The following is a 25008-nucleotide window of genomic DNA, read 5'->3' on the forward strand; positions in this document are numbered from 1 at the left end:
TCCATCTCCTTTTTATTGTGAATAGTAATCGACTAAATCTAGTATTTCTTGTTTATTACTTGTCTCTACCATCCGTTTGATATTTTTTTCTTCTCCCAGCAGATTTGTCAGCTGTGATAATGCCTTTAAATGGGTTTCGTTATCAATTGCTGCCAATACAAAAATTAAGTTGGCTTGATGCTTTTCCTGATTGGAAAAGGAAACACCGTCAGAAACTTTTAAAAGGCTGATACCTACTTTATTTACACCGTGTTCCGGCCTGGAATGTGGGATAGCTATTCCCGGCGCAATCACTACATAAGGTCCGAGTGTCTTGATATCATGAATCATGGCATCAATATAATTGCGTGTAATGTAATTACCGGATAGAAGTGGTTCGGAAGCTATTTGGATAGCCTGTTCCCAACTATCCACTTCCTCGGTGAAACTTATCATATCCTCTGTCAATAAATCTTTTAACATAGGTTTGCTGCGCTCCTTTAACATATCGGTTGTTTCTACAGGGAGGTAGTTGGACAAATCACGAACCAATGCTGTTTCATCAAGGATCTTGGTATGCTTCTGGATTATCCGAAGAATGCTGTCCAACGATACTCTGTTGGTTACTGGAGAATTGCCAAACAGGAAATTATACTGCTTCAAAAGCGCTTCTTTTTCGGTTTCTGTTAAAATCGGTTGTACTAAAATAACCGGTATGGAAGCTGATTTGATAGGGGTGGTCGAAAATATGATATCGACTTCCCTGTTTGTTTGATAGAATTGCCGTAATGAAACACACTCTATGATATCGATAGTTGATAATAACTCTTCCAGTTGGATCCGCAGCATATTGGATGTCCCAATACCATTTTGGCAGACGATCAGTGCCCGCTTTCTTGATGCTGGTTTTTTGCCTTCTTTTTTTAACCACCCGCCTAAATGAATGGCGATATAAGCAATTTCCTGTTCCGATACTGGTTTATGGAGGATTGCTTCTAGATGAGAAACAGTCCTTGAAGTAAGCTTATAGATTTCCGGATACCTTGTTTGGATTGTGCTGCTCCATTCATCTGTCAAATCGACATTATATTTGATGCGGTAGTAAGCTGGCTTCAAATGTTTGAACAGAGTGGATTCCAGCTCGTTCTGGTTTTGAAAAAGGATACAAGCATACTTTTGAAAATCATTTACCATATGATGGATAGCCTTTTTTAAGTCCATCATCTCTTCCGTTTTTTGAGCTTCGAAGTCTGCGTTATTCACCCTCGAACCAAGAAGATTCATCGTGATAAAATACCATTCATCTTCCGGGAATCCAACATCTTCCAGGATACTTAATTGATCTACAATTTTTCGGGCTGTTCGAAACTCGTTCGTTCGCTTAAGTGCCTCTTTTTCATAGCTTTCTACCTGGACAAAAAATCCTTCTCGAATTCGCTGAATCAAGATGACAAATTGTAAAGTAAGCTGTTCTAGTGTGTCATCGGTTAATTCCACTCCCAGTTCCCTCTCGTTGGAAACGATTACATCCTTTACTTGACGAAGGCGCTGTTCGTTGAAATACGGCAGTTCTTTCATGTGCGGGAATAAAGTTGTATTCAATTCTTCCAAAATGTTTTCCCTTTTCTTATTAGTCACTAATTGCGTGACATAATGACCCAATGCCTGCCGTTTATTTGTTTCACTGCCGACAACAGAATAGCCATTTCTTCTGTCAAAGTAAACCTCGAGATTGAATTTTTCCCAATTGTTTTTAAGTGCCTTCAGATCAAGGGATGCAGTCCCTTTGCTAACCTTGGTGAAGGATTGAAAGTCTTCTAGAAAAAGGGAGTGATCGGAAGATAGCAACTGAACTGCCATCATCATGATACGAACTTGTTTGTCGAAAAAATACTGGGTATGGTTCATTAATTGGATAAAGTCAGGTACCTTTGTTTTATCTTCTTCCTTTAAGTAATAGCCCAGTTTTTTCTTTTGCTGGATTTCTTGCAGCCCGTGATCCGATAGAAATTGATTGATTTTTTTTAAATCGTAATAAAAGGTTCTTCTAGAAATGTTCAATAAGCTTGTAATAGACTTTACGGTTAAATAACCGTCTGAATGGACAAAACGGTTTAAAATATACGAACTCCGTGCGTCTAATGTCATATGAGGATCCCCAATCGACTACGAATTCTTCATTTTTAAGTGCAAAAATTAAAAGCTGTCAGCTGACTTACTTATTATTATAGAGGGTTTGATTCAAATGGAAAGAGAAGAGGCGTTGCTATTTTGGTACACATTTACTGTGCAAAATTAAACGATATGGATCGGAGTCTTCTGATAATCGTTTCGTCTCGAAAACAATGGGGAAAGGAGCGGGTAAAACTAATTTGGATTGGGAATAGTTTAACTAGGTGGAAACGGTTGGAAAGGATGGATCAGATGTATAAAAAAATGAATGAATTGATTACTTTACTGGAAGGCAGCGGGAAATGTGAAGTGAAACTAATCAACCGGGAGAAACACGACTATGCAGTTGAGACGATGGCAAAGTTGCCATGGAAGCGTCATTCAAAGCGATTCGGGAAAATACATGCGGGAGAAAACCGTTTAAGGATTGATTTTCATGTGCCATCAGAATCGATTCCCTTGAAAGAAATGAAACAAGACATCAAACTGCCTCATCGGGAAGAAGTGTCCCATGCAAGGACTTCTCATTTTCAGCTAACCCAAAATGATCAAGGTTTTGACTCGATTGTTCTCCAGATATACCGAAAGGACTTAGAGGAATTTGCTTTTGACGATGAGTCATTTGTCTCCTTCGTAAATAGGGTAATAGAAATCAATACGGACAAATAAAAACAGCAGGGTAAATTGCCCGAGGCCACTGAAAAAGTCCTTTTAATCTAAAGTGGCTGTCAACGCTCGTTGTTGATTCCGTGAATCGCTTGTCGGTGGATGCTTGCCGCGGGCACGGCCACAGCTAACTTGGTCAAGGAGACCACTTGTCCAAGTGGATCTTCGGCTCGCGCTGTTCCCGCAGGCGTCACCACCGCTCGCTCATCATGGTATTACCAAGGCATATCTAAAAAGAGTTGATTTTTCTTTGATTTAAAAAGAAAATCAACTCTTTTTTCTTGTCCAATGAAAGGAACACATTAAAGGGAGGAATTCGATGCTAGAAACCGTCAATTATCCATGCGTTTAACTCAGTATGAAGGCCTCTACAATATGGTGGTCCCTAAGGCCCATCTTCTTCGGGAAATCAATGAGCTTATCGATTTTTCCTTTGTTTATGACGAACTGAAGGACAGGAATTTGGAGATACAGCTTATTCGGCAAAAGGAAATATTAACTATGCCAAAGAACACAAGATCGAATTCATTTCTAAGTTGAACCCTTCGGTTTCTCATGGATATTGTAAGAAAGAAGAAGAATTTGAATTTAATAAAGACGCTGGCTTGTACGTTTGTTCGGCTGAACATATCGATCAACTCATCTTTCAAAACAGTGATACCTTTAAAGAAAGGGCGAAGGAACGATATAAACGATATAGGATTGAAGCTAAAAATAGCGAATGGAAGCATAGACACGGATATGAGGTCGCCTCATCTTCGGGTCTCGAAGGCATGCGCATTCAAGGTGCGATGGCGATTCTCACGGCAAACGTAAAATGAACGAAGGAATAGAGGGCACAAACATCTAAAAATTAGACAAAAAGCGTTCAATGTGGAATTTAATTTCCCACTGAACGCTTTTTTAAAATCTATCATAAAACTTCAGTTTTTCAGTGGCCTCGAATTGCCCTGCTGTTTTTATTCATTGGATTTGGGGCTTGATAAGCCAAGCTTTTTGATCAACGGTTTAATGGTTAACCCTTGCACAATCAGTGAAAATAATACAACCGAAAAGGTTAATAAAAGGACGGTGTCTCGTCCGGCAAAATCCATGGGAAGGCTGAGAGCGAGTGCTATTGACAAGCTTCCGCGTAGTCCGCCCCAATTCAGCAGGATGCGTTCTTTCCGGTTCAATTCTTTTACCGGAAGGGTGCTGATATACAGGGCGATGATTCTCCCGAAAATGACGAGAACGATCGCAAACGCAATGATATCCCACTGATTATTGAAATCGATATTGCGAATTTCCAGTCCGATGAGCAGGAAGATGATCGAATTTGCAACAAGGGTGATCACATCCCAGAAAGTATTGATTGTGACCCTTGTTTTGTCCGACATACCGATTTTTCCGCCGTAGTCAGCGAACATAAATCCTCCCGCTACAACTGCTATTACCCCGGAAACCTGCAAGTGCTCCGCGATGAAATAGCTGCCGAAAAACAAGATTGCTGATAAAGCTATTTCAAATGGATAGTCATCAAAAAAGCGGATGATTTGGGAAAAGAGGAAGCCAAGAATGACACCGACTAAAACGCCGCCCAGGCTGAATTGAAGAAATAACAGAACGCCGCTGCCAAGTCCTTCCCAGCCTAATTCGATGTAGGTTAGCAAGTATATCGATGAAATTTTGAAGAGTACGACTGCTATGCCGTCATTAAATAGCGATTCTCCTTCCATCACCGTTGATAACTTTTCCGAAACGCCTAACGACTTAAAGATAGACACGACACTTATCGGATCTGTGGCACTCATCAGTGCTGCGAACGTAAATGCCACGGCTATCGGAAGTCCGATGAAGTAATGGGTCGATAATCCAATGACCAAAAAAGAAAGAAAGGTTCCTCCGAAGGCCATTCCAAGAACGGCGCCTTTATGGCGGTATAAGTGTTCGAATGGCAGTTTCAACGTTGCATCTCCCAGTAAAATCGGCAGAAATAAAGAAATAATGATTGCCTGAAACACTTCTGATTGGGTAATAAACGCTTCTGCTTCGTCAATAAGCGGAATATGGACGTTGATGATTCCCAAAACCAAACCAACTAAGACAAGGGCAATCGTATATGGTTGCCCGATTCTTTTGGCAATACCGATGATAGTGATCGAGATAGCGAGCAGGATAAGGATTTGGATAAAAACCTCATTAAATTCATGCATAATGTCTCCTCCTGAATTAAGTATATCTTTATGTTTCTCAAAAGTTTTAAGGTTAAACCTATGTAGTATCATAAAGCTTTACAACAAGTTGAATAATTCCGATTTTTGAAAAAAATAGTTGACAGGTAAAGGCATTGGGGATTATGATAAATGTCAAATTAAAAATTCTTATCCAGAGAAGCTGAGGGAACTGGCCCTGTGAAGCTTCAGCAACCTCTGACTTAAGGTCAGAAAGGTGCTAATTCCAGCCAAGATTAAGTCTTGGGAGATAAGAGCGGATATAGGACGACAAAAGCCCTCTTTTCTCATGATGCAGAAAAGAGGGCTTTTTTTATGAAAAATCCCTCTTGGCATGGATCCCACTTAGTCGATTAGAAAAAGCCATTTTGCAGAAAGGGAGATTATTATGAGTGAAATCATTATATTGTCAGGAAGTCCTTCAGCTCAATCAGGAACCGACGCTGTTTTGAACTTTTTAGGAGCGACATTGAAACAAAAAGGTATTTCAACGGTGCACCTATCGGTTAAAGATTTCCCGCCGGCCGATTTGTTTGAAGGAAGATATGACAGCCCGGCTGTACAGGAAGCAGGAGCACTCATCAAGCAGGCAAAGGGAGCAATTGTTGGCTCTCCTGTATATAAAGCAGCTTACTCCGGGGTATTAAAGGCTTTACTCGATATCCTGCCGCAGGATGTATTTGAGGATACGCCGGTTTTGCCGCTGATGACTGGTGGCAGCCCGTCCCATTTGCTGGCCGTGGAATATAGTTTAAAGCCGCTGCTGGCTACTTTAAAGGCGCAGAATTTAAAGGGTGTTTATTTGTTGAATGATTGCATCGATAAACAGGACATAAAGCAGCCGATTCATGACTTGGATCTGAATCGACGGTTAGAGAAGCAATTGGATTATTTTGTGCAGACGGTAAATAAGCAAAAGCAGCCGGTATAAACTAGAAATCAATATGGAAACGGAGAGGAAGAAATAAATGACGAAAAAGCGGATTTACTTAAATGCATTCGATATGAATTGTGCAGGACATCAATCACCGGGATTGTGGACACATCCTGATGACCAATCACACAAATACAAGGATAGTGATTACTGGATTGAGCTCGCGAAGCTATTGGAAAGAGGGAATTTCGATGCGGTATTTTTAGCAGACGTGCTAGGAACCTATGATGTGTATCAAGACTCAAGGGATGCGGCGGTACGGCAAGGTGCCCAGTCACCTGTCAATGATCCGCTTCTCGTCGTTCCGCTCATGTCGGCGGTTACCAAGCATCTCGGATTTGGTGTAACAGCGTCTGTAAGCCATGAACATCCTTATACCTTCTCCCGGCGTATGTCGACTTTGGATCATTTGACCAATGGAAGGGTTGGCTGGAATATCGTTACTTCTTATTTAAAGAGCGCGGCCGTTAATATGGGGCTGGAAGATCAGGTGAACCATGATGAGCGGTATGAGATAGCAGCAGAATATGTCGATGTCTGCTACAAGCTTTGGGAAGGCAGCTGGGAAGAGGATGCAGTCCGTCTCGATAAAGAAAACGGGATTTATACGGACCCGGAAAAAGTGCATGATATCAACCATGAGGGTCATTATTTCAAAGTGCCTGGCGCCCATTTAAGTGAGCCATCTCCACAGCGGACACCGGTGATTTATCAAGCAGGTGCCTCCAAAAAAGGCAGGGCTTTTGCTGCCAGGAATGCTGAATGTGTCTTCATCGGTGCTCCGACTATCGAAGCGGCAAAGCAGTCGGTTAAAAAGCTGAGAGAAGAGACCAAACGGGCTGGGCGTAATCCTGAAGATGTCAAAATCCTGACGATGTTCACCCCGATTGTCGGCCGGACCGAGCAGGAAGGTATAGAAAAGTTCAACGATTATAAAAGCCATATCAGTCATGAAGGGGCATTGGCCTTATTCGGAGGCTGGACCGGCATCGACCTTTCAGAATACGCACCTGATGAAAGCTTGCGTTATGTGGAAAACAATGCGATTCAATCGGCGGTCGAGAATTTTACAAGAATTGATCCGGATAAACAATGGACCATGGAGGAAATTAAGGAGTTTATCGGGATTGGCGGTCTTGGGGCTTATACAGTCGGTTCTCCTGAACAGGTAGCCGATACAATGGAAGAATGGGTCCAGGAAGCAGGCGTGGATGGTTTCAATATTGCCTACGCTATTACTCCGGGAACATTCCAGGATTTCATAGATTTGGTTGTGCCGATTTTACAGCAACGTGGATTAGTACGAACCAGTTATCAAGGTGACAGTTTGCGAGATAATTTGTTCGGATCAGGTTCCCGTCTTCCAGAAAATCATCCGGGGAAAAAATACAGCTGGGGAACTCAAACAGTGTAATCCGGGAGAGGTGGAGGAAGCCTCTCCTGTTTCTTTTTAAAAATGGTTGCGCTTTTCGGTCGTGATGCGTTAGATTAGGTATAATTATGTGAAGGTTGGTAAAAGGAGAGCAAATTATATGGGCAAACACTTTGATACGAAATCTGTACATCTTTCTAGCATTCAGGATAAAAAAATTAATAGCAAGTCTACGCCAATTTACCAGACGTCAGCGTTTAAGTTCAAAAATCTGGAGGAGTTAGAAAGCTTTTATCAAGGGAAGAACGACTATTTATATACTCGAGTAGGGAATCCGAATACGGACGAGTTGGGAACGGCTGTTGCACAGCTGGAAGGAGCTCCAAGCGGTGTGGCTGCTGCCTCCGGAACAGCAGCAATATTGGCAGGAATCCTCAGCGTGGCCAAACAAGGAGACCACATCATTGCCGCGACCGACATTTACGGAGGTACATACCAATTGCTGGCTAATGAATTGCCGGATTTAGGCATAGAAGTTTCGTTTGTCGATTTTGCCGAAGGAGAGGAAATCGCGGGACACATTAAAGGCAATACAAAAATGATTTACTCCGAATCGGTATCGAATCCATTACTGCGTAAGGAAGATTTACAAGCACTCTCTGTACTGGCTAATGATGCGCAGCTTGTTTTGATGATCGATAATACGTTTGCCACTCCTTACTTATCCCGACCATATGAATACGGTGCAGATTTGGTTGTCCACAGTGCTACCAAGTATATCGGAGGTCATAGCGACATTACAGCCGGTGTACTGGTCGGTCATGAAGAATTGATTGAGAGGGCGAAACAAAAAGTGGTCAATCTCGGGAGCAGTTTAAGTCCCTTTGAGGCGTGGCTTACGTGCCGGGGCTTGAAGACGCTAAGTGTCAGGATGGAGCGGCATGTAGCCAATGCGCAACGACTTGCCGATGAATTGCGTAAGCATGACGCGGTAGAAAAAGTATATTATCCGGAAGATGTTTCACCACTGGGAAATGGAGCAATCGTGACAATTGATATTACCGGAACATGTGATGTGGATGTTTTCTTTCAATCGCTTGGTTGGATTAAAATCGTTCCTACTCTGGCTGGTGTGGAGACGTCTGTCTCTTATCCACTGGCAACTTCTCACCGCGCTCTCCCTGAAGAAACCCGGGAGAGATTGGGTATTACGGAAGGACTGATCCGGATATCTGTAGGTATTGAAGCGGCAGATGATATCATTGCTGGCTTCAACGAGGCGCTGAAGCAGTCTAAGCGCAGATGAAGGCAGGATGGGAGGCGGGAATATGAAAGAATTTATTCTACTGCTCGCTGAAATGGTTAATAGCATCCATGATGCGCTGTTCGAGCGTTTTGGTTTGACGATGACCGATAAACAGCTGCATTTTTGGGTCATTGGCATAATCGGTATTGTTGCCTTTTTTGTTGTCTACTTCTTCTTTAAGTTGATTGCTCAAATGAAGTGGAGTATTACGATTCTTTCTTTTATCTATACCTTCACGATGATGATTGTGTTGGTTTTTGCAATTGAAATACAGCAGGCTCTGACAGGTGGGGACATGGAGTTTGCTGATGCAGTAGTCGGACTTTGGGGGTTTATTGTGTTTTTCCTTATCTATGCTGTGCTTGCTTTGATTATCCTTGCTATTGTAAAGTTCATGCGTCGAAAGAAATAAATTCTCCTCATGAAGCTGTCCTACGTAAAAAGCGGTAGGACAGCTTTTTTTAGGAATTTTTCTCTTTTTGTTTATGCGTATGGTATCTCTCCATAAAAAAACCATGCTGCGATAACACCTGTCATATCTTTAACCAAGTCAAGCTGCCCACAGTACGTTCAATCCCATGGTAGAACCTCCTGAAGAAAGCTTACCAATGTATCATGCAAATCACTTGATTGAATCCAAATAAGCAAAGCATATAAGATAGGAAGCAGCGAAATCAAAACTCTTTTCATCGTCCTCACACTTCTCTTGAAGGCCTTTTAACTCTTCCCGCCGGGTTAAGCTGGAAAACCTTCATTTGTAGAAGGAAAAACGGATATATTAACCTTTAGTTCGGCGGTATGATAGAATGAATAACTATCAGTAAAATAACGGAATTAGGTGATAATAAAATGACGGAACTCCAAGGAATTTTACCGGCAATCCGCGATATGAAAGATTTTGAAAAACTGCTTGAAAGTAATTATCCGTACGTAATCTTTTTGGAAACGAGAATTTCGCAGCTTGTCTCGTTAATGAAGTATGCGAAAAGAAAGCAGAAAAAAGTGTTTGTCCATGCCGATTTAATCCAAGGATTAAAAACAGACGAAGCGGGCATCGAATTTTTAGTTCGAAATTTAAAACCAGACGGGATCATTACTACAAGAGGGAACGTTATTTCATTTGCTAAAAAACATAATGTTTTAGCTGTCCAACGTTTGTTTGCCCTGGACTCCCATGCATTGGAGAGTAATATTAAAATCATTAATAAAGTGAAACCGGATTATATCGAGGTGCTTCCCGGGATTGTTCCCAAGTTAATCGGAGAAATTTTTGAACGGACAGGCATTCCGGTAATTGCCGGTGGACTGATACGCAGTCAGGAAGATGTAGCCAATGCATATGAAGGTGGAGCAAGAGCGGTAACGACTTCCCGATCTGCTTTATGGAATTTAAGCTGAAGTTTTACCAGCGATCAGCAATTCTCTAAAAGCAGCTGGGTAAAAGGTTTGAAGTTTCCGATTTATGTTAATTAGATTTAAAAAATCGGAAGGAGTGCGTTTTCATGTCAGAGTTTTTAGCTGAAATCATAGGAACGATGATACTGATTATTCTCGGGAACGGTGTAGTTGGCGGAGTCGTTTTGAAAGGAACAAAATCAGAAGGTGCAGGCTGGGTGGTCATTACAATTGGATGGGGACTCGGCGTGGCAATGGGGGTTTATGCGGTAGGGAATGTGTCCGGAGCCCATATCAACCCTGCCGTTACCCTTGGCTTTGCGTCAATTGGCGAGTTTCCTTGGGAGAAAGTGCCGTTGTATATTTCGGCCCAGCTGATTGGGGCAATAATTGGTGCAGGGATTGTCTTTTGTAACTATTTACCTCATTGGAAAGCGACGGATGACCCAGGCGCAAAGCTCGCGGTATTTTCGACAGATCCGGCGATTCGCAGTCCCTTTTCGAACCTTATCAGTGAAATAATTGGCACTTTTGTTCTGGTAATGGGACTGCTTTTTATCGGGGCCAATGAATTTACGGAAGGGTTGAATCCGATGATTGTAGGGCTGTTGATTGTGGCAATTGGTATGTCATTGGGAGGAGCGACCGGTTACGCCATCAACCCTGCCCGTGACCTGGGACCGCGGATTGCCCATGCATTGCTTCCGATTCCAGGAAAGGGGTCTTCTGATTGGGGCTATTCCTGGATTCCATTAGTCGGCCCGCTAATAGGCGGAGTTTATGGTGCCTTGTTTTATCGGGCATTGTTTACAGGTAATTATTCTATATTATTCTGGGTGATCAGTGCCATCATGGTTCTTCTGTTGATCGCAGCTGCCAGCAAAGAGGTGAAACACGGCCACTCCACTGCAGAAGAATTGGAGGAAAAAATGGTAGGTGATGAGTGAGGAAAACAGCGTCATCATAAAGATGGGGGAAAGCAGTCCTATCATGCAGCAAAGAAAATGCTTACAAAAATAGTGAAAAAGTCATTGACAGCGTTTGCATCTGGGTGTATGGTTAAGTTAACAAGTTAAACGATGTGATGGAGATTCGGAGACCCACACTACAATGGTACTTCTTGGGAGAAGTGCGTCAATTGGAGTGTGGGTCTTTTCCATACGAAAAACACATCGTTTACTAGGTTAATAAAGGTAAAGGGGTGCTTTAAATGTCCGAATTTTTAGCAGAACTGATTGGTACAATGATTTTAATTATTTTCGGCGGCGGTGTTGTCGGGGGAGTCGTTTTGAAAAGTACAAAAGCGGAAGGCGCTGGCTGGATTGTTATTACAGTTGGATGGGGTCTTGCCGTAGCGATGGGGGTTTATGCAGTCGGAAATGTATCAGGAGCGCATATTAACCCGGCGGTAACGTTAGGCTTTGCATCTGTCGGCGAATTTCCTTGGTCTAAAGTGCCGATGTATCTCACAGCACAAATGTTAGGAGCATTTATTGGCGGTATTATTGTATTTTTAAATTACCTTCCGCATTGGAAAGAGACAAAAGATACTGGCGCAAAGTTGGGCGTGTTCGCTACTGATCCGGCTATTCGCAGTCCATTTTCCAACCTTGTCAGCGAGATTATCGGTACATTTGTATTGGTAATGGGTCTTCTATTTATTGGTGCAAACGAATTCACTGAAGGGCTGAATCCATTAATTGTCGGTGCTTTGATTGTGGCAATTGGTATGTCGCTGGGTGGTGCAACCGGTTATGCCATCAATCCTGCAAGGGACCTTGGTCCTCGGATTGCCCATGCATTGCTTCCGATTCCTGGAAAAGGCGGATCTGACTGGGGTTACTCCTGGATACCTGTGGTCGGCCCGATCTTCGGCGGTATCTACGGCGCAGTTTTTTACCGGGCAATTTTTGTAAGCGATTTTTCCGTATTGTTCTGGGTATTGAGTGCTATTGTGGCGGTCATCTTGATCGGGGCAGCCAATGCAGAATTGAAAAAAGGGCAAACCACTGCTGATAAAGTGGAAGAAAAAATATCTTAAGGGGGAATGAATGATGAGTGAAACGTACATTTTATCATTGGATCAAGGAACAACGAGTTCAAGAGCAATCCTATTTAACCACCAGGGGGAAATTGTTGAGACTGCCCAAAAAGAGTTTGAGCAATTTTTTCCTCAGCCAGGCTGGGTGGAGCATGATGCAAATGAAATCTGGACTTCAGTACTAGCTTGTATATCAGAAGTCTTGCGCAAGGCGGATGTGGAACCTTCTCAAATATCCGGAATCGGCATCACTAACCAACGGGAAACTGCAGTTGTCTGGGATAAAAACTCTGGAAAGCCGATTTACAAAGCGATTGTCTGGCAATCCCGTCAGACACAGGGGATTTGCAATGAGCTGAAAGAGCAAGGGTATAATGATTTGTTTCGCGAAAAAACCGGCCTGTTGATTGACCCTTATTTCTCAGGTACTAAGGTAAAATGGATTTTGGATAATGTGGAAGGAGCCCGGGAAAAGGCTGACAATGGCGACTTGCTGTTCGGAACGATTGATTCCTGGCTTGTCTATAAATTATCCGGTGGAAAAGCCCATATTACTGACTACTCGAACGCTTCCAGAACACTGATGTTCAATATTTATGACCTTCAATGGGATGAAGAACTGCTTGATATTTTGACGGTGCCGAAAAGCATGCTGCCGGAAGTGAAGCAATCCTCAGAGGTATATGCAAAAACAGTTGATTACCATTTCTTTGGCGAAGAAGTACCGATCGCCGGTATCGCCGGTGACCAGCAGGCGGCATTGTTCGGGCAAGCATGTTTTGAAGAAGGAATGGCGAAAAACACCTATGGAACCGGCTGTTTCATGCTAATGAATACTGGTGAAAAGGGGGTAGTTTCTGAACATGGTCTGTTGACTACACTTGCCTGGGGTGTTGACGGTAAAGTCGAGTATGCCTTGGAAGGTAGTATCTTTGTAGCAGGCTCTGCCATTCAATGGCTGCGTGATGGATTGAAAGTGATCAACGACTCCCCGGAGAGTGAAGCTTATGCCGAAAATGTAGATTCGACCGATGGTGTTTACTTTGTACCTGCTTTTGTTGGTCTGGGTACTCCATACTGGGACAGCGATGCTAGAGGAGCGGTCTTTGGATTGACCCGCGGTACAACGAAGGATCACTTTATCCGGGCGACATTGGAATCTCTTGCCTATCAGACAAAGGATGTAGCAGATGTGATGAGCAAAGATTCCGGTATCGACATGACCACACTCCGGGTCGACGGTGGTGCTGTGAAGAATAATTTCTTGATGCAATTCCAGAGTGATGTTTTGAATGTCCCGGTAGAGCGTCCTGTCGTGCAAGAAACAACGGCTTTGGGAGCAGCTTATTTGGCCGGATTGGCAGTCGGTTACTGGAAGGATAAGCAGGAAATCGCCAAACAATGGCAGAATGAACGTACTTTTGACCCAGCGTTACCAGAGGAGCAAAGCAAGAAGCTTTATGATGGCTGGAAGAAAGCGGTTGAAGCCACACGAACATTTAAATAAACCACTTTCCGTTTTTCGTCAACATTGAGAAGGACGGATGCTGATACATTACAGTGGCGGGACCGGTGATCGAATTGAATTTGTTTCAATCATAATGGTCCCGCTTTAATTTACAAATAATGTCGAAATAACTCGGAAATTGACGAAGAAATCTTTTTACAGAAAAGGATTTCCGGTGAAAAATAGCGAAGGTTTATTAATAGCTATTTTTGATGAAAAATTAAGGGAGTGAAAACATTGAAAAAAATTATTAATGATCCAAATCAAGTAGTGCAGGATATGGTGAAGGGGATAGCCGCAGCCTACCCGGATAGCTTGAAGCATCTTCCGGAGACAACAGTGCTTGCCAGGAAACAGAAATCTGCTGCTAACAAAGTAGGATTGGTAAGTGGTGGAGGCAGTGGACATGAACCAGCCCACGCTGGCTATATCGGTGAGGGAATGCTGGATGCTGCTGTTTCAGGTGAAGTTTTCACTTCCCCGACTCCTGACCAGGTATTTGAAGCAATCAAAGCGGTCGACAATGGAGCGGGGGTTTTCCTGGTTATTAAAAACTATACGGGAGACGTGCTTAATTTCGAAATGGCTGCGGAGCTTGCTGAAGCTGAAGGAATCAGTGTCGAACATGTGGTGGTCAATGATGATGTAGCGGTGGAAGATAGTTCTTTTACCTCTGGACGCAGAGGAATTGCCGGAACCGTTTTTGTCCATAAAATTGCCGGGGCGAAAGCGGAGGCAGGCGGCACGTTGGAAGAAGTAAAAGCAGTGGCGGAGAAAGTGGTCGCCAACGTACGCTCTATGGGAATGGCGCTCACCTCCGGTACTGTACCAGCTGCAGGCAAACCCGGATTTCAATTAGAAGACAACGAAATGGAGATTGGAATCGGTATTCATGGGGAACCTGGAATAGAGAGAAAACCAATAACTACTGCAGATGAGATTGCCGAAGAACTAACCAATAAAATCTTGGCTGATATTGATTATGCCAACGGGGACGAGGTTGCTGTCATGATCAATGGTCTTGGTGCGACTCCTGAAATGGAATTGTACATCTTGAATACAAAGGTTCAGGAATTGCTTGCAGATAAAAACATACAAGTATATAAAACCTTTGTTGGTGAATACATGACTTCTTTGGAAATGGCAGGATGCTCGGTAACCTTGTTAAAGCTGGATGACGAGTTGAAGGAGTTACTGGACGCTCCTTCACAAGCACCGGCATTCAAGATGTAAACAGGAAGGAGAATGAAGGATGGAGCTACAACCGCAGGATATAAAACAATGGCTTTTACATGCTAATCAAACGTTTCAGGAAAACAAGGGTTATTTGACTTCGCTTGATCAGGCAATTGGCGATGGGGACCACGGCATCAACATGGCCCGGGGATTTCAGGAGGTAGAAAAAAAGCTGGAATCCACTGAATATACCAATGTCGGGGACGTGTTGAAGGATACGGCCATGACGTTGATGTCCAAAGTCGGAGGTGCTTCCGGCCCATTGTTCGGTACTGCGTTTCTAAAGTTATCTACGAACTTAAAGGGACAGGATAATGCCGATTTTAAAGGCTTTGCAGAAGGAATAACTGCTGCAGCAGAAGGATTGAAGCAAAGAGGAAAAGCGGAGAAGGGCGAGAAAACGATGGTCGATGTCTGGCAGCCAATGTCAGAGTTCCTGCAGGCGCAGGCTGATTTTTCCGGGGATGATATCGAAACAGAGGCAAAAAAGGCTATGGAAACGACAAAAGATATGTCAGCTAAAAAAGGAAGGGCTGCCTATTTAGGGGAACGTTCAGTAGGGCACTTGGATCCCGGATCGGTTTCCTCTTACTATTTATTTTCAGCGTTGGCAGAGGTAATCAATAAAGGAGCGTAATAATCAATGGATCAAGTAGGTATTGTATTAATCTCCCACAGTCCCAAAATTGTGGAAGGAGTCCGGGACATTATCCGCCAGGTGAATACCGAGGTTCCGATAGAATTGGCAGGAGGCACGGACCAAGGGGAAATCGGCACAAGCATCGAGAAAATCCAGTCTGCCATTGAAAATGCGAAAACATCAAAAGGTGTACTGCTTATTTTCGATATAGGCAGTGCGAAAATGAATGCGGAAATGGCAGTGGAAATGTCCGAATACGAGCAAATTGAAATTGCCGATATCCCAATTGTAGAAGGGGCGTATGTGGCAGCTGTTGAATCGGGAATGGGCAAATCGCTGGCGGAAATAACCGAGACACTAAAGAAAAACTTTGGATAGGCTTTTCTAAGGTTGAGAAACGTGCGTCACCTTTTAATCGGCACCCTGTGTAGTAGACACACAAGTAAAGTCTATTGCGCAGGGTGTTTTTATGTACCAGAAAATAAAGTCAGGAAGGAGAATCCCAGGAGCAAGAACTTTTCAAAAAAATTTTTTAAAAAAGGTGTTTAGGTTATGGGAAGAGGGGAATAAGTGTTGTAACCTGCTTTTTTCGAACAAGAATGACCGCGAGGAAAATAAAAAACAGACCGGAAGATTCCGATCTGTTTTAACCAATTACATACGTCCGTATCCAGCAAAGTGGCTGTTCCAGTAAGGATTGCTGATGCTGGTGATTTGTACGCCGCTTGAGCTGGCATGTACGAACTGATTGTTACCGGCATAGAAACCAACATGGGAAATGCCAGGCTTGTACGTACCTTCAAAGAAGACTAAATCGCCAGGTTGTGGATTGCTCACCTTTGTGGATTGATTATATAAGTTAGCCGCAGACGTACGACCGAAGCTGTTACCAGCTTGCTTGCTTACATAATAGATAAATCCGCTGCAGTCAAATCCGCTAGGAGACGCGCCGCCCCATACATAAGGAGTGCCAATATGCTTTTTGGCTTCATTGACAATGGCAGAACCGTTGTTGCCACTAGTTGAAACGCTGGCCGACTTTACTTTCGTTTCTTTTGCGCTGACTTTTTCACTTGTGGTTGATGTCGATTGACTGGAGCTGGATCCGCTCACTTTCAACGTTTGTCCGGTAACAATCAAATCAGAAGAAAGGTTGTTCCAGCTTTTCAAATTGCTTACCGATACACCGTGATTCTTACCAATCGCCCATAACGTATCACCTGATTTTACTTTATACGTGGATACGCTGGACGATGGAGTACTGGAATTGCTAGTTTGGCCATCACCAGTTTCGATTACTTGGTCCGGGTAGATGATATTGCCGGATATATTATTAATAGATTGTAAATTTTGTACAGTCGTGTTATATTTTTGCGAAATGCTCCACAGTGTGTCCCCGCTTTGTACTTTATAGGAAGAAGCTTCTACGCTTGTTGTAAATGCTGATGCCAAAACCACAGTTGCCGCTACAGAAAATAATGTTTTATTAGACTTTCTCAATTCTTCCACTCCCTGAAAATGTTTAAGATAAATTTCTATCTGCTATTTGCAAAAGAAATAAAGAGTCACAAAGCAAAGTTACGTGGTTACTATTTTTTCTCTCTTTTGGAGAACTGGATACAGTATAGCATGGATTTACCAGTTGAGAAGGGTTGTAATAGATTTGTAAAGGATCTTAATCTAGCTGTTAAATAAGGAAATAATAGATAGTGTTACCAAATCCTGAAAATTCAAGGGTTATCACGGGTTGAAGCCGCAGCCCGTGATATCTCTTTAATCTGTTTGTAACCTAATTTCCCCTTTTTTGATAGAATTGGACCAAGAAATAGACATCCAATTATCTATCGGGGAGGAAAGGAAATGTTTAATCGGATTCATCATACCGCCATCATTTGTTCAGACTATAAGCGGTCCAAGCAATTCTATACGGAGAAGCTGGGATTGCAGATTATCAGGGAAACCTATCAATCGGAGCGGGGTACCTATAAGTTGGATTTGTCGCTGAACGGAGAGTATGTAATCGAACTATTTGGCTTTTCCGATGCACCTGAAAGGCCCAATTACCCTGAAGCTTGTGGTTTGCGGCATTTGGCATTTGAAGTGGAATGTTTTGAACGGACGATCGATGAACTGCTTGCAAAGGGAATCGAATTGGAAAAAGCTCGTACAGACCCGACAACTGGTAAAAGATTTACCTTCTTCACCGATCCGGATGGACTTCCCATCGAAATCTATGAAAAATAATGGGACAGTGCATGATACTCTTTTCAGTACAAAGGGAATCAGTCTCTGTTTCCTGTCATAATTGCTGCCGACCAAGAATAATTATGCTCTATATGGTTGTTCAAGGGAGAAGGGGTTTCAGTGCGCAGAGGAATAAACCCGCTGATCATACTGGGGCTTGTCATTATTTTAATCGTTTGTATAACTGGAATGGTGTATTTTTCGCCGAATCGGCAAGCAAAGGCTGTCGTGGATAGCTTTTACAGCTACGAACAACAGGGGATGTTTGCACAGTCTTATGACTTGTTCCATCCATTGATGAAGGAGAAATTTGAAAAAGGAGCCTACTTACAGGATCGTGCCCATGTGTTTATAAATCATTTTGGTGTTGAAACATTTACTTACTCTTTAGGAAAAACAGATAAAATGAAGCAATGGCAAATCGAAAAGGATGCAGAACCGCTTGGTGTTGTGTACAAAGTGACCGTCACACAAAAATACAAAGGAAAATATGGGAATTTCAGTATTGTGCAGGATGTTTATGCCGCAAAAGATGATGGAGAATGGAAGGTTCTATGGAATTACCGAAAATAATCAATGCGTGCTTTAGACGGATTCGGGCAGGAAAGCGCGGTTTCGTCAATATTCTGTCTTGTCCGGATGTTTTTTCCACTCTTCAAACGGCCGGTTTCTTCCCTCTAAGGGGATCTCTTGAAAAGGCAGCTGCCTCTCATGAGAAGGTTTTTGCATTTCTTCATATATATAAGCATCATCAAAACCTCCAGCAGCCGCCATTGTCTGGTCGGCAGCATAGTAAACCTTTTGGAGCTTAGCCCAGTAAATAGCCCCGAAACACATTGGGCAAGGTTCACAGCTAGTATATAATACGCAATCAGACAATTGAAAGCTTTCCTTAGCCTGACAAGCCTGGCGTATCGCTTGTATCTCAGCATGTGCGGTAGGGTCGTTGGTTTTGGTTACTACATTGGCACCTTTTCCGATAATCTTGCCATTATGATCTACGACGATTGCTCCGAATGGTCCTCCATTCTTTTTAACATTGTCGATGGCCATTTGAACCGTTTGATTCATATAGGTTGTATTCATCTTATGCCTCCGATTTTTATGTCAACTTGAAATGTTATGTATGTCTTCATGATAGGTCAAACATGATACATACCATTTTACATAGAAACAGTCAGAAAGGCCATTGGTCGAGGTGTTGTTTATAGAAGGTCCGTAACATATGCGAATAATTAATAAGCAGAAAAGGGGAGTTGGTATGCCTTATATCAAGGTAGATGAAGAAACAAATTTGTATTATCAGGACCAGGGGGAAGGCCAGGCTGTTATTTTTGTTCACGGTGTGATGATGAGCAGCAGATTTTTTGAGAGGCAATTTGATTTTTTTAAAGAAAAGTATCGAACGATCACATTTGATTTGCGGGGTCATGGTCAATCCAGCAAGGTACCTTATGGCCATACTGTCGCGAATTATGCCAAGGACTTAAAAATGTTCATTGAAAAACTCGGCCTCGATGATGTCATCCTTGTCGGCTGGTCCATGGGGGCATTCGTCATCTGGGATTATTTCAATCAATTCGGCGATGAACATATCAAAGCGGTTACTATCGTTGATCAGTCTCCTTCTGACTACCTTTGGGATGGCTGGGAATATGGAGCTTTTCATTTTGAAGCAATTAAAGGGGTCATGCAGGCAATACAGGAGGACCAGCGTTCCTTTAACAGTGAGTTCATTTATGGAATGTTTAAGGAAAAACCAGATCCTGTTCAGCACCAATGGATCCTGGAAGAGATGATGAAGCTGCCTGCGGCGATTGCGAGTACCATCGTATTTAACCAAACGGCGGTCGATTACCGGGAGACACTATCGAATGTTACCGTGCCAACGCTTATTTGTTTTGGACGAGATGACACCTTTTTTCCGGTGGCAGCAGGTGAATATATCCAGCGAAGAATTCCTGGTTCAAAGCTGATTGCCTTTGAAAATAGCAGCCATTGCTTGTTTTTAGAAGAAACGGACACTTTTAACCGGGAACTTGATACATTTTTTCAATCGTTGAATTAAAAAATTGCTAAAAGGAATGCCGCTTACGTGTCGGCATTCCTTTTTCATGGAATCTTCAGAGTAGTACGGCTGGAACGAATGGTACACTCCGTCCAATCTGTACGGAAAGCGCTTTTCCTAACGAGTCATTTAATGTTTCCTGGTTTTTCTGATCACATACGTTTTCGGGAAATGGCATTACGGATATGAGTAAGCGCCTGTTTTGATTGATCCGCTTTTTGGATACTGTAATTGACATACAAAGCGTCAATTAAAGATAATTCAGCGATTCGCGATGATAAAGCTTCTGAACGAAATTCGGTTTCTTGTGAAGCAGTATAGAGGCAGACGTCGACCAATTTATTTAATGGAGACTTTGCATAATTGGTAATTCCGATGGTCTGTACCCCGCTTTCTTTAGCCAATTCGGCTACTTCGAGTAAATCTTTATTGGTACCTGTATGCGAGATGAAGACAGCGGTGTCGTGCATGGTCAACTGGGACACCGCCATCAGTTGCATGTGAGTATCCGTATGTGCATAGCTTGGAAGACCCGTCCTCATAAATTTATGCTGCCCGTCCATTGCGACAATTCCGGATCCGCCATTTCCGTAAAAATGGACTTGGTTCGATTGGACGAGCAGTTGTACCGCTTTTTGAAAATCGACTGACTCCTGAATTTCCCTTGTATATTCCAATGCATTAATATTCGATTGAAAGACCTTTTGGACGATTTCCAATGCGGAGTCCTCGACATTAATGGTTTCATGAATATCTTTTATCGGGTTGACGATTTCAGAAGCGAGGGCGATTTTCAAAGCCTGATATCCCTTGAACCCAAGCCGCTTACAGAATCGGAAAACGGTTGCATCAGCTACATTCAAATCATCCGACACCTGATTGATGGTCGAGTGGATGATGCCGGCAGGATGCTTTAGTATATAGTCTGCGATTTGTTTTTCTTTATCACTGAACTGCTGGTAGATCGATCGGATTCTTCTGGTTACGCTTACATTTTGGGTTTTAGCCACGGCCGTTTCCCCCTGTTCATTTTCTTTTATTTTATATTAAAGGAATTTTTTTTAATAATAAAGCAAAAAATCCGAAAAAAATTTTCTTTCAACGGCTTGATAGGAAAAATATTTCATGTATAATTGGTAACCGAGAAAAATATTTTCTTGAACACACCGATGCTTGTTCAGGGAGATAGGAAACATAACAACAAATTGAAAGCGCTCTAAAGGTTGAAAGTTTTTGTAAGAATGGAGGGAATCCGATGAGTGAGCAAGTAGTCATAGCCATAGATATCGGGACAACGAGTACAAAAATCCTCGCCTATGATAAAACAGGAAATACCTGGGCGGAAGAGGAACAGGAATATCCTCTGTACACCCCGCATCCTGGTTGGAAAGAACAAGACCCGGAGGAAATTTTCCAGGCGTTGAAGGCTGCTTTAAAACGAGTTTTGAAAGCGGTTGACGAAAAGGGCGGAATTCCGGCAGGGGTCGGCTTCAGTGCAGCGATGCATAGTCTGATAGCAATGGACGATGAGGGCAAACCGCTGACAGGCTCGCTGACTTGGGCAGACCAGCGTTCAGTAGAAGAGTCCGAGGCATTGAAAAAGGGAGAGGGACATGCGATTTATTTGCGGACAGGCACTCCGATCCATCCGATGTCGCCACTGACCAAATTGCTTTGGTTCCAGAAACATGACAAGGATATTTTTGAAAGGGCTTCAAAATGGATTTCCATTAAAGAATTTGTTTTTTACCGACTGTTTAACCGTTACATTGTCGATTATTCGATTGCTTCTGCAACTGGCTTGTTTAATTTGGAGCAGCTCGATTGGGACGAGAAGTCACTTGAACTGACTGGAATAAGCAAAAATCAGCTTTCTGACCCGGTTCCGACAACACATCAAGTCAGCGGCATGGATGCGGACCTTGCGAAAGAATTTGGACTTCCAGTGGACATCCCGTTTGTAATCGGTGCCAGTGACGGTGTATTGGCAAACCTGGGGGTAGGAGCGATTGAGCCAGGTTCTATAGCGTGTTCGATCGGTACTAGCGGTGCTATTCGAACGGTTGTTTCCAAGCCGTCTGTCGACCCTAAAGGAAGGATATTCTGTTATGCATTGACAGATGATCAGTGGGTGATCGGGGGACCGATCAATAATGGGGGAATTACCTTCCGTTGGGCAAGGGACAACCTGTTTCCGGATGTAAAACAACAGGCGAAACAAGCGGGGAGAGATGCTTACGATGACCTGGCGGAAATTGCATCTAAAGTTCATCCAGGATCAGATGGCCTGCTGTTTTTCCCTTACTTGACAGGAGAGAGGGCTCCTTATTGGAATGCTGACACGAAAGGTGTATTTTTTGGATTGACATTGGACCATGGCAGGGACCAAATGATCCGCAGTGTGTTAGAAGGCGTTATGTTTCAAATGTACACGGTGGTGATCGCCCTGATTGAAGCCGGAGTTGAACCTGTGGAATTCCGTGCCAATGGTGGTTTCGCCCGCTCGGAGTTATGGCGGCAAATAATGGCAGATATTTTTGAAACCGAAATCATGGTTCCGGAAAGCCATCAATCCTCTTGTATGGGGGCAGCATGGCTGACCATGTATGAGCTGGGTATGGTGGAACAACTTTCGGATATCAAAGATCTTGTCAAAACCACAGTGAAACATGAGCCCATCAAGGCGAACAGCGACGCATATAACAAATTGAAACCGTTGTTTATTCGTCTGGCTCGTGATTTACAGGATGATTTCGGCGTCATGGCTGATATTCAGCGTCAATTTGCCAAAGAACAATCCGCAGGTAGTTAAAGGGGAAGGAACTGCAAAGAATCTGCCGGGTCAGAGGAATGTCCCGACAGATTCTTTCTGAAAGCAATCGTAAACGCTTCCTTTTTTGAGGAGAAGGGAAGCAACACTACATGAAAAGGGGAATGGTTATGACATCTACATCAGGATTAATTATTGTAGCAGTATTAGCAGTCGTATTATTGTTGTTTCTAGTGATGCGTACGAAACTGCAAGCGTTTATCGCACTTTTGGTCGTCAGTTTGCTAGTAGGTTTGGCGGTGGGCATGTCGCCTGCTGACATTATTTCTACCATTGAAGAGGGCATGGGAGGAACGCTTGGATTTATTGCTGTCATTATCGGGCTTGGTGCTATGTTCGGAGAAATGCTTCGTGTTTCTGGGGGAGCAGAACGACTGGCTCTGACATTGATGGATAAATTCGGTGAAAAAAATATTTCCTGGGCTTTAGGTTTAACCGGATTTATTGTATCGATACCTGTATTTCTTGACGTCGCACTCGTTATTCTTGTACCGATTTTATATAGTTTAACGCAAAAAACAAAGAAATCATTGCTCTATTTCGGTATTCCACTGATGGCAGGGCTGGCGGTAACACACTCTTTTATTCCACCAACCCCGGGACCGATATCCGTGGCATCCCTGTTGAATGCTGATTTAGGATGGGTCATTCTGTTTGGTGCCCTTGCAGGTCTGCCGGCAATGATCCTTGCCGGACCGGTGTTTGGTAAGTATATCGCCAACAAAATTCATGTCGGCGTACCGGAATATATGATGGAACAAATGAAACAAGTTGACTATGATCGTGAATTGCCAAGTTTTAAAAGCGTTGTCTCTATTATTTTACTTCCACTGATTTTGATTTTGGTGAATACCACAGCGGATTTGGTACTTGCGGATGATAGCACACTAAGGGAAATATTGACGTTTGTCGGTCACCCGTTTGTCGCTTTAACGGTCGCCTCTCTGTTGACGTTTTATATTTTTGGCTATAAAAGGGGATACAAAAAAGAAGAGATACAGCAAATTACGACAAAAGCGCTTGAACCGGCCGGTATCATCATCCTTGTTACCGGTGCCGGCGGTGTTTTTGGTGAAATGCTGATTCAATCCGGAATTGGCGACATTTTAGCCGATGCGATGAAAGATGCTAATATGCCGTTGATCGTGTTTGCTTTTATTACGGCTACGGTTGTCCGGATCGCACAAGGTTCTGCAACAGTTTCCATGATAACGGCTGCAGGTTTGGTTTCTCCATTGCTTGATTCCTTTAATGTAAGTGAACCAATGCTTGGATTATTGGTTATCGCCATTGCATCAGGTGCAACAGTAGTTTCCCACGTTAATGATTCTGGTTTCTGGCTCGTCAATCGTTACTTTGGTTTGACAGAGAAGCAAACATTGAAATCGTGGACAGTGATGGAAACCATAATCGGTTTGGTCGGCTTTGGAGTAGCTCTGTTAATTAGTTTGTTTGTGTAATCTGAATCGAATGAAGGAGGAAAACACCATGAAAATTGGCCTGATCGGACTTGGAAAAATGGGTTTTGAGATAGGGGCTCACATGCTTGAAAAAGGTCATGAAGTCACAGCTTATGATGTGGTCGAAGAACAAGTCGATAAATTTCAACAGGAAGGCGGGCGAGGGGCCGACTCCTTGGCTGGATTGATAAACAGCCTGGAAACTCCGAGGACAATTTGGGTAATGGTACCAGCGGGTGATATTACCAATAGTGTGCTTGATGAATTAAAGCCTTTGCTTGCCAGTGATGATATCGTCATCGATGCAGGTAATTCCCATTATAAAGATACGCTTGCCCAATACGAAAGTTTTAAAGAAAATGGAATTCACTTTTTTGATTGCGGAACGAGCGGTGGTGTATCCGGTGCCCGGAATGGGGCGTGTTTCATGGTCGGTGGAGATCAGCCAGCATTTGAACGTGTTGAGCCATTATTCAAAGAGCTCGCTGTCGAAAATGGATATCTGTATGCAGGAAAAGGCGGAAGCGGTCATTTTTTGAAGATGGTCCACAATGGGATAGAGTACGGGATGATGGCTGCCATCGGAGAAGGATTTGAGATACTGGAAAAAAGTCCTTTTGATTATGACTATCAGGCTGTTGCCAAGGTATGGAACAACGGTTCTGTCATCAGAAGCTGGCTGATGGAATTGATGGAAGACGCTTTTGCCAAGGATGCCAAACTTGATGATATCCGCGGAGTCATGAATTCTTCCGGAGAGGGTAAATGGACAGTAGAATCGGCCTTGGATTTTGAAACGGCTGCACCGGTTATCGCCCTTTCGCTGATGATGCGTTATCGTTCTCAGGAAACTGATACGTTCACCGGAAAGGTTGTTTCCGCATTGCGCCATGAGTTCGGCGGCCATGCAGTCGAAAAGAAGTAACGCAAATCGGTGATGAGGAG

General features: G+C 43.2%; 23 protein-coding genes, 1 pseudogene and 1 riboswitch. Of the genes and pseudogenes, 19 read left to right on the top strand and 5 right to left on the bottom strand.

The window, feature by feature from the left end; all coding sequences use genetic code 11:
- Positions 1-12: 12 nt before the first annotated feature.
- Positions 13-2127: a BglG family transcription antiterminator gene (locus BN1067_RS08680; RefSeq protein WP_053218476.1), complete on the bottom strand. Its 2115-nt coding sequence runs from the start codon at positions 2125-2127 to the stop codon at positions 13-15.
- Positions 2128-2403: 276 nt separating this feature from the next.
- Here BN1067_RS08680 and BN1067_RS08685 point away from each other — a divergent pair, with 276 nt between their 5' ends.
- Together BN1067_RS08685 and BN1067_RS20165 are read left to right on the top strand one after the other, a co-directional pair.
- The gene (locus BN1067_RS08685) at positions 2404-2820 is read left to right on the top strand and encodes a hypothetical protein (protein WP_199868494.1); all 417 of its coding nucleotides are present in this window, start codon (positions 2404-2406) and stop codon (positions 2818-2820) included.
- A gap of 461 nt (positions 2821-3281) precedes the next feature.
- Positions 3282-3638 (top strand): annotated as a pseudogene (locus BN1067_RS20165) (IS5/IS1182 family transposase); the annotation flags it as partial.
- A gap of 138 nt (positions 3639-3776) precedes the next feature.
- Here the strand turns inward: BN1067_RS20165 and BN1067_RS08700 are convergent.
- The gene (locus BN1067_RS08700; protein WP_053218479.1) at positions 3777-5012 is read right to left on the bottom strand and encodes a cation:proton antiporter; all 1236 of its coding nucleotides are present in this window, start codon (positions 5010-5012) and stop codon (positions 3777-3779) included.
- Between the two features lie 165 nt (positions 5013-5177).
- Positions 5178-5287: riboswitch (SAM riboswitch) on the top strand.
- Positions 5288-5418: 131 nt separating this feature from the next.
- Here BN1067_RS08700 and ssuE point away from each other — a divergent pair.
- From ssuE to dhaM, 11 genes are all read left to right on the top strand, one after another.
- Positions 5419-5961 (top strand): NADPH-dependent FMN reductase, encoded by a 543-nt coding sequence (ssuE, locus tag BN1067_RS08705; RefSeq protein WP_053218480.1) that lies wholly within the window; start codon positions 5419-5421, stop codon positions 5959-5961.
- Positions 5962-5998: 37 nt separating this feature from the next.
- Entirely contained in the window at positions 5999-7378 is a 1380-nt protein-coding gene (locus BN1067_RS08710; RefSeq protein WP_053218481.1) for an LLM class flavin-dependent oxidoreductase, read from the top strand.
- Positions 7379-7496: 118 nt separating this feature from the next.
- The gene (locus BN1067_RS08715) at positions 7497-8642 is read left to right on the top strand and encodes a trans-sulfuration enzyme family protein (protein WP_053218482.1); all 1146 of its coding nucleotides are present in this window, start codon (positions 7497-7499) and stop codon (positions 8640-8642) included.
- A gap of 22 nt (positions 8643-8664) precedes the next feature.
- Complete coding sequence (locus tag BN1067_RS08720) at positions 8665-9054, top strand: hypothetical protein (protein ID WP_053218483.1); 390 nt, start codon at positions 8665-8667, stop codon at positions 9052-9054.
- A gap of 437 nt (positions 9055-9491) precedes the next feature.
- Positions 9492-10040, top strand: a complete 549-nt coding sequence (locus BN1067_RS08725; RefSeq protein WP_053218484.1) for a glycerol-3-phosphate responsive antiterminator — start codon at positions 9492-9494, stop codon at positions 10038-10040.
- Positions 10041-10144: 104 nt separating this feature from the next.
- The gene (locus BN1067_RS08730; protein WP_053218485.1) at positions 10145-10984 is read left to right on the top strand and encodes an MIP/aquaporin family protein; all 840 of its coding nucleotides are present in this window, start codon (positions 10145-10147) and stop codon (positions 10982-10984) included.
- A gap of 263 nt (positions 10985-11247) precedes the next feature.
- Positions 11248-12078 carry an MIP/aquaporin family protein gene (locus tag BN1067_RS08735; RefSeq protein WP_053218486.1) on the top strand — a complete coding sequence of 277 codons (831 nt, stop codon included), beginning with the start codon at positions 11248-11250 and terminating at the stop codon, positions 12076-12078.
- A 13-nt stretch (positions 12079-12091) separates the two neighbouring features.
- Entirely contained in the window at positions 12092-13585 is a 1494-nt protein-coding gene (gene glpK, locus BN1067_RS08740; protein WP_053218487.1) for a glycerol kinase GlpK, read from the top strand.
- A gap of 237 nt (positions 13586-13822) precedes the next feature.
- Complete coding sequence (gene dhaK, locus BN1067_RS08745; RefSeq protein WP_053218488.1) at positions 13823-14818, top strand: dihydroxyacetone kinase subunit DhaK; 996 nt, start codon at positions 13823-13825, stop codon at positions 14816-14818.
- Positions 14819-14837: 19 nt separating this feature from the next.
- A complete protein-coding gene (gene dhaL / locus BN1067_RS08750) occupies positions 14838-15458 on the top strand; it encodes a dihydroxyacetone kinase subunit DhaL (RefSeq protein WP_053218489.1) in 621 nt (206 codons plus the stop codon).
- A 6-nt stretch (positions 15459-15464) separates the two neighbouring features.
- A complete protein-coding gene (gene dhaM, locus BN1067_RS08755; protein ID WP_053218490.1) occupies positions 15465-15839 on the top strand; it encodes a dihydroxyacetone kinase phosphoryl donor subunit DhaM in 375 nt (124 codons plus the stop codon).
- A gap of 276 nt (positions 15840-16115) precedes the next feature.
- On the opposite strand, the gene BN1067_RS08760 is transcribed toward dhaM, so the two are convergent.
- Positions 16116-16961, bottom strand: a complete 846-nt coding sequence (locus tag BN1067_RS08760; RefSeq protein ID WP_053218491.1) for a C40 family peptidase — start codon at positions 16959-16961, stop codon at positions 16116-16118.
- Between the two features lie 360 nt (positions 16962-17321).
- On the opposite strand from BN1067_RS08760, the gene gloA2 reads away from it, so the two are divergent.
- Both gloA2 and BN1067_RS08770 read left to right on the top strand, forming a co-directional pair.
- A complete protein-coding gene (gloA2, locus tag BN1067_RS08765) occupies positions 17322-17705 on the top strand; it encodes an SMU1112c/YaeR family gloxylase I-like metalloprotein (protein WP_053218492.1) in 384 nt (127 codons plus the stop codon).
- A 120-nt stretch (positions 17706-17825) separates the two neighbouring features.
- Positions 17826-18278: a hypothetical protein gene (locus tag BN1067_RS08770; protein ID WP_234400656.1), complete on the top strand. Its 453-nt coding sequence runs from the start codon at positions 17826-17828 to the stop codon at positions 18276-18278.
- Positions 18279-18323: 45 nt separating this feature from the next.
- Here the strand turns inward: BN1067_RS08770 and BN1067_RS08775 are convergent, their stop codons facing one another.
- A complete protein-coding gene (locus tag BN1067_RS08775) occupies positions 18324-18791 on the bottom strand; it encodes a nucleoside deaminase (RefSeq protein ID WP_053218493.1) in 468 nt (155 codons plus the stop codon).
- A gap of 175 nt (positions 18792-18966) precedes the next feature.
- On the opposite strand from BN1067_RS08775, the gene BN1067_RS08780 reads away from it, so the two are divergent.
- A complete protein-coding gene (locus BN1067_RS08780) occupies positions 18967-19773 on the top strand; it encodes an alpha/beta fold hydrolase (protein ID WP_053218494.1) in 807 nt (268 codons plus the stop codon).
- Positions 19774-19925: 152 nt separating this feature from the next.
- Here BN1067_RS08780 and BN1067_RS08785 read toward each other — a convergent pair whose 3' ends face one another.
- The gene (locus tag BN1067_RS08785; RefSeq protein ID WP_053218495.1) at positions 19926-20783 is read right to left on the bottom strand and encodes a MurR/RpiR family transcriptional regulator; all 858 of its coding nucleotides are present in this window, start codon (positions 20781-20783) and stop codon (positions 19926-19928) included.
- Positions 20784-21028: 245 nt separating this feature from the next.
- On the opposite strand from BN1067_RS08785, the gene gntK reads away from it, so the two are divergent.
- The 3 genes from gntK (at position 21029) to gnd (ending at position 24988) form a co-directional block, all read left to right on the top strand.
- The gene (gene gntK, locus BN1067_RS08790) at positions 21029-22585 is read left to right on the top strand and encodes a gluconokinase (protein WP_053218496.1); all 1557 of its coding nucleotides are present in this window, start codon (positions 21029-21031) and stop codon (positions 22583-22585) included.
- A gap of 128 nt (positions 22586-22713) precedes the next feature.
- Complete coding sequence (locus tag BN1067_RS08795) at positions 22714-24063, top strand: GntP family permease (RefSeq protein ID WP_053218497.1); 1350 nt, start codon at positions 22714-22716, stop codon at positions 24061-24063.
- A gap of 28 nt (positions 24064-24091) precedes the next feature.
- On the top strand, positions 24092-24988 hold the full coding sequence (gnd, locus tag BN1067_RS08800) for a phosphogluconate dehydrogenase (NAD(+)-dependent, decarboxylating) (protein ID WP_053218498.1): 897 nt from the start codon (positions 24092-24094) through the stop codon (positions 24986-24988).
- Positions 24989-25008 lie beyond the last annotated feature (20 nt).

The sequence above is a fragment of the Virgibacillus senegalensis genome (assembly GCF_000821245.2).
Lineage (GTDB): Bacteria > Bacillota > Bacilli > Bacillales > Amphibacillaceae > Sediminibacillus > Sediminibacillus senegalensis.